Origin of the sequence: Intrasporangium sp., assembly GCF_030452765.1 — a bacterium.
In the GTDB taxonomy this organism is placed as follows: domain Bacteria; phylum Actinomycetota; class Actinomycetes; order Actinomycetales; family Dermatophilaceae; genus Intrasporangium_A.
The window spans coordinates 1-5,006 of record NZ_JAKDLO010000256.1 but is presented as its reverse complement, the minus strand read 5'-3'; the positions used below and the strand labels follow the sequence as shown (position 1 = coordinate 5,006).

The window sequence follows — 5,006 nt, the reverse complement described above, 5'->3', positions numbered from 1 at the left end:
TCGACTGGTTGTACCTTTTTCTTCTCCTTCGCGGGCGTTGTGCCGGCTCCTGGACCGGTGGGGCACCCACAGTCCACTCGTGCGTGCCCCACGGGAGCTCCCAGAACAGCAAGGAAGGGGTGCATCGCGATGAGCGCGGGTCCCCAGGTGAAGCCCATCTACCCTATCTACCGCCTTGACGGGCGGACGTTTCGTATCGGTGCCCAGCTGGGTATCACGGCCGAGTTCGATGACCCGGACGGCCAGATGTGGACGCTTGTGAGCAACCTCGACGGTCGCGACCTCAGCGAGGTCGTCGACGCTGTGCTCGCTCAGCATCCCGAGCTGAGGGCCGAGGACGTCACGGACGGGGTCGCCCTGCTCGCGAGCCATGGCTTTCTCGCAGGCGTCGTCCCGGAAGACCGGGCATTGCCGGCACTGGATCGCCGCTACGACGCGTCCGTGACGTACTTCGGTCACTTCGCCCACGTCGACGAGGACCCCAGCCGGCCACTTCGGACCTTGCGCGACTCCAGTGTCCTGCTGCTCGGTCTGGGCGGGGGCGGCTCCAACATCCTGTCCCTGCTGGCCGGGTGCGGGGTCGGGCGCATCGTCGCGGTCGACAAGGACGCCGTCGAGCTGGCCAACCTCGGCCGCCAGATCCTCTACCGCGAGTCCGATGTGGGCCGGCCCAAGGCCGTCGTCGCGGCCGAGCGGATGGCCGAGCTGAACTCGACGTGCCAGGTCGAAGCTCATGTCCTGGCCGTGCGCGGCCCGGCAGACGTCACGCGGCTGCTCGAGGGGATCGACCTGGTCGTGTGCGCCATCGATGAGCCCCCGTTCGTCGCGCAACGCGTCGTGAACGCCGCCTGCGTCGCGCGTTCGGTGCCCTGCGTGTACGGCGCCTCGCAGGTCACCCGTGGCCGGGTGTTCGGCGTGATTCCGCATGTGTCGGGCTGTTTCGACTGCATCAACATCCACTACACCAAGAAGGACCCGCAGTTCGTGGCCCAGTTCGTGGGGTTCCAGCAGAGCGATTTCAGCCCGCCGAGCATCGCCTTCCCGCCGCCGATCCTGCTGCTGTCCTCGGTGATCGTTGACGAGGCCGTCCGAATCCTCACCGGCTATCTGCCGCCTCGCTGCGTCGGGACGCAGTTCGAGGTGGACTATGTGTCGGGCGCCGCCTACCCCCTGCTGGACTGGCCGCACCTGCCCGAGGACTGCCCAACCTGTGGCGTCGGCTCCGAGTCGGCGTGGGAGGTCTTCACCCACTACCAGGCCGTGCCATGACCTCGGGCCGATCCCTCGATCCGCCGTGGGCCACCCGCCGCCTGCGATCTGGCATGTTCGTCGGAGTCCGAGACGGCACCGCCCCGGTGATCCTGCAGGTGCCCCCGGGTGAACTCACCGCCAGCCTGGGTCAGACCTGCGTACCGTCCCGGCCGTGGGCCGCTGGGCTGGCCAGTGCCGCGAGCGTGGGGGTGCTGCTCGTGGCCACGGCGACCTCGGCCTGGCTCCTCGCGGCGCACGGCTACCCCGACGGGGCCGCCCTCCTGGCTCCCGGCCAGCCGCTGGCGCTGTCGCTGGTTCTGGTAATCGTTGCGGCGGTGGTGGGATCAGTCCTTCACGAGCTGGCGCACATGGTGCTGGGGCGCGCCCGCGGTCAGTCGCTGCCGCGGGCCAAGGTCAACGGACGCACCGCCGTGGCCCGGACCAACCTCACGCACACGTGGGTGTGGCCCTTCATCCCACGTACGGCCGCCTTCGGCGGGGGGCTGGCCGTGGACCTGGCGGTGCTCAGCGGCGCGCTCCTGGCGGCCGGTGGCCGCCCGGGCGCGGCCTGGCTGGTGGCGTCGGTGACCCTGCTGAGGATCGCGTGGCAGCTGCGTCCGCACCGCCGCACGGACGGGCGGTTCCTGCTGGCCCACCTGTGTGACGACCCCGCTGTGGTCACCACGGCGATGGGTGTGCTGCGTGGGCGTGCCCTGGGACGACCGGGCATCCGTCACCTCCTCGCTCTGGCCGCGATGGGCGCGGGCCTGCTGCTCGAGGGGTTCATCACCTACTGGTGGGGCTGGCGCCTGGTGGCCCAGCTGCTCCACGTCGCGGGCTAGCTCACGGGCCCGGCGAACCCGGCCAAGTTCTCTCCCTGACCTACGACCCAGAAGGAGTTGACCCCCGGTGTTGCACATCCGGCATCTGACCAAGTGCTACGGGACGGTGGAGGCCAACCACGACATCACCGTGTCCTTCAAACCGGGGCAGGTCGTTGGGCTGCTGGGCCACAACGGCGCCGGCAAGTCCACGCTGCTCGGTCAGCTCGTCGGCGCCGTCCGGCCGACGTCTGGCACCGTGCATTTCGCGGGCAGCGACCTGGTCGCCGACCCTGCCCTGGCTCGGCGCGCGTGTTCCATCATGGGGCAGTCGGCGGCGCCGATGCGTGGTGTCACGCCACGAAATGCGGTGACATCGATGGCCCGCCTTCGCGGCCGGACCAAGCGGGCCGCCACCGCCATCACCGACGACCTGCTGGCCACCCTCGAGCTGGGCGGTTGGGCGGACACGACCGGGGAGCGGCTCTCCGGCGGGATCCGCCGCCTGACGGCATACGCGATGGCCTGCGCCGGGGCCGGCCCGGTCATCCTGCTCGACGAACCGACCAATGACGTCGACCCCATGCGCCGACCGATCCTGTGGGAACACACGGCCGGGCTGGCCAGGAAGGGTCACCTGGTCATCGTGGTCACCCACAACCTCGCCGAGGCCCAGCCGCGCCTCGACCGGGTCGTCATCCTGCGAGCCGGACGTGTCGTGGGCGACGACCCGCGACCGAGACCGCGGGAGGCCCCGGAAGGGGCGCTGCGGCTCACACTGTTCGGGGCAGACAGCGGCCTGAAGACCCCCTTCCCCTCGGCCACGCCGGTACCGCGGGAGGACGGCAGCCTGCTCGTGACGTTCTCGACATCGGACGGCCCGCAGGCCCTCGACTGGGCGGCCCGCTGCCAGGCCCGGGGTCTGGTGACCGACTTCTCCATCACACCCGCGGCTTCCCTCTCGACCTTGGAGGACCTCTATGCCGAGCTCCATGAGAACTGACACGAGCCGTGCAGCCCAACCGGTCGGCGCACCCACCCCTTGGCTGCGTGATGTGGCGCTGCTCATGCGCTGGAGCGGCTCCCGGTATCGCTACCTGCTGCCCGCGTTCACCGTCATCCAAGCCGTCTTCGCCGTCGCGATCATCGTCGGGTTCGCCTTCCTGTTGAGGAACCCGACAGCAGCCGAGGTGCAGCAGCTCGCCAGCGGCGCGTGGACGATGGGCATCATCTCGGTCGGTCTTGTCATCGGCCCGCAGATCATCGGCACCGAGAAGTCGGAAGGGGTGCTCGACTACATCCATCATCTCCCCGTGCGCCGGTCGGCCATCGTCGTGGCCGACAGCTCCGTTTGGGCCGCCGCCGCGCTTCCCGGCCTGTGTGCCGGGGTCATCGCCGCACGAATCCGCTTCGGCCTCGTCCCCACGCTCAGCTGGACGACCCTGGTCGTGGTCCCGCTCGCCCTGATGACGTGCATGTTCCTCGGCAGCGCGATCGCTCACCTGCTGCGCCCCAACGTCTCCGGCGTGCTCACCCAGGTGTGCCTGCTGTTCGCCCTCCTCTTCGCCCCGGTGACCTTCCCGGCGGATCGGCTCCCGCTGTGGCTGCAAGCAGCCAACGCCTACCTGCCCTTCGAGCCCATCGCGAACCTGGTCCGCGCAGCGACAATCTCAGACTCCCACGAGCCGGCCATGCGAGACCTCCTCGTGCTCACAGTCTGGTGCGCGATCGCGTACACGGCTGACGTTCGCGCGGTGGCCCACCGTCGCTGACCCTGACCAGAGGTGGGCACGGTGCACGGCGGCTCGCTGGGTGAACACCTGCGCGGCCGGGTCGCCGTCAGCCGTTCTCCTGGCACATCCTGATCGACTTCTCCACCGAGGGCCCGGCCCGACCTGCCAGAAGGACTTCGAGGACCCATCTCGACCACGCTGGTCGCCTCCCCGGGCATCGCCCCCACACCCGGCTGCCGCGCGGGAGTTTCGCCGACCGGGGGTCACGAGTCGTGCCCACGGCCTCCTCCATGCGGGTTTCGACGAGTTGTCGTCGCCCTTGAGTTGGCCTCGGCTCCAACCGCGTTATCGGGCGGGATGAGTGGGCTTGTTGCAGGTTCGATGGATGATCGCCCATGGTCCTTCGTCCTTGGTCCGCAGCGGCCCGGTGCTGGTGAGGTCACCCAGTACCGTTCTGTCCATTGCTGTTGTCGCCGGGTTGAGGGCCATCGGCTGGGTCGGCGCGTCCGTCGGCGCGGACCCGCCGGCCCGGTCGAGGCCCACCCGGCACAGGACCGTGTTGGTCGCCGATGAGCACGACGCGCTCCCGGTGATGCCCGCAAGGGCCACGACTGGAAGCCTCGTCGTGGTTGTCGCCAGCCCGGCTGCCGGCCCGTCGTTGCTGGCGACGCTCGAGGGCGGGGCGCGCCTGGTGGATGCCGACCAGCCGCTGCAGACGCAGCTGCGGAAGGTGGATCGGGCGCTGGCCGGTGAGCCGCCCGTAGTCGATCAGAGCGCCGAGCTGGAGTCGGTGCGCAGATGGATGCGCGAGTCGGACCTTGTCGCGAGCCTGACCGGCCGGGAGGGACAGGTGCTCGAGCTGCTGATGTGCGGATGGCCCGCCGGCGAGATAGCCGGTCGTCTCGTGGTGTCCCTGCCGACGGTCCGCACCCACATCCGGTCGATCACGCGCAAGCTGGGTGTGTCGTCACAGTTGGCTGCGGTTGCCCTCGCGTACCGGTCCAGATCCGGGGTCGGCCGGCGACTGTGTCGATCTCATCAATTCTGACGATTCCTCCGTCGGGATGAAACCGGCATTATGGACATTCTTCACAAGTTCCGTATCTGTCTGAACCTCGAGATCACCAAGCGTCGGGGCTAACGGACCAGGAGGCGGGTCGAGCACGGCCCGTCGCCGAAGGGCCCAGGGCGGGCTTGGCCC

General features: G+C 69.5%; 5 protein-coding genes. All 5 read left to right on the top strand.

Features of this window, described 5'->3' with window-relative positions; genetic code table 11:
- The first annotated feature begins 129 nt into the window (after nucleotides 1-129).
- A complete protein-coding gene (locus tag L0H79_RS20725) occupies nucleotides 130-1,269 on the top strand; it encodes a ThiF family adenylyltransferase (protein ID WP_301486533.1) in 1,140 nt (379 codons plus the stop codon).
- A gap of 53 nt (nucleotides 1,270-1,322) precedes the next feature.
- A complete protein-coding gene (locus L0H79_RS20720; RefSeq protein WP_301486532.1) occupies nucleotides 1,323-2,093 on the top strand; it encodes a hypothetical protein in 771 nt (256 codons plus the stop codon).
- Between the two features lie 67 nt (nucleotides 2,094-2,160).
- A complete protein-coding gene (locus L0H79_RS20715) occupies nucleotides 2,161-3,075 on the top strand; it encodes an ABC transporter ATP-binding protein (RefSeq protein WP_301486531.1) in 915 nt (304 codons plus the stop codon).
- Nucleotides 3,065-3,844, top strand: a complete 780-nt coding sequence (locus L0H79_RS20710; RefSeq protein WP_301486530.1) for an ABC transporter permease — start codon at nucleotides 3,065-3,067, stop codon at nucleotides 3,842-3,844. Before L0H79_RS20715 ends, L0H79_RS20710 begins: the two co-directional genes overlap by 11 nt.
- Nucleotides 3,845-4,397: 553 nt before the next feature.
- On the top strand, nucleotides 4,398-4,853 hold the full coding sequence (locus L0H79_RS20705; protein ID WP_301486529.1) for a LuxR C-terminal-related transcriptional regulator: 456 nt from the start codon (nucleotides 4,398-4,400) through the stop codon (nucleotides 4,851-4,853).
- The last annotated feature ends 153 nt before the right edge of the window (nucleotides 4,854-5,006 follow it).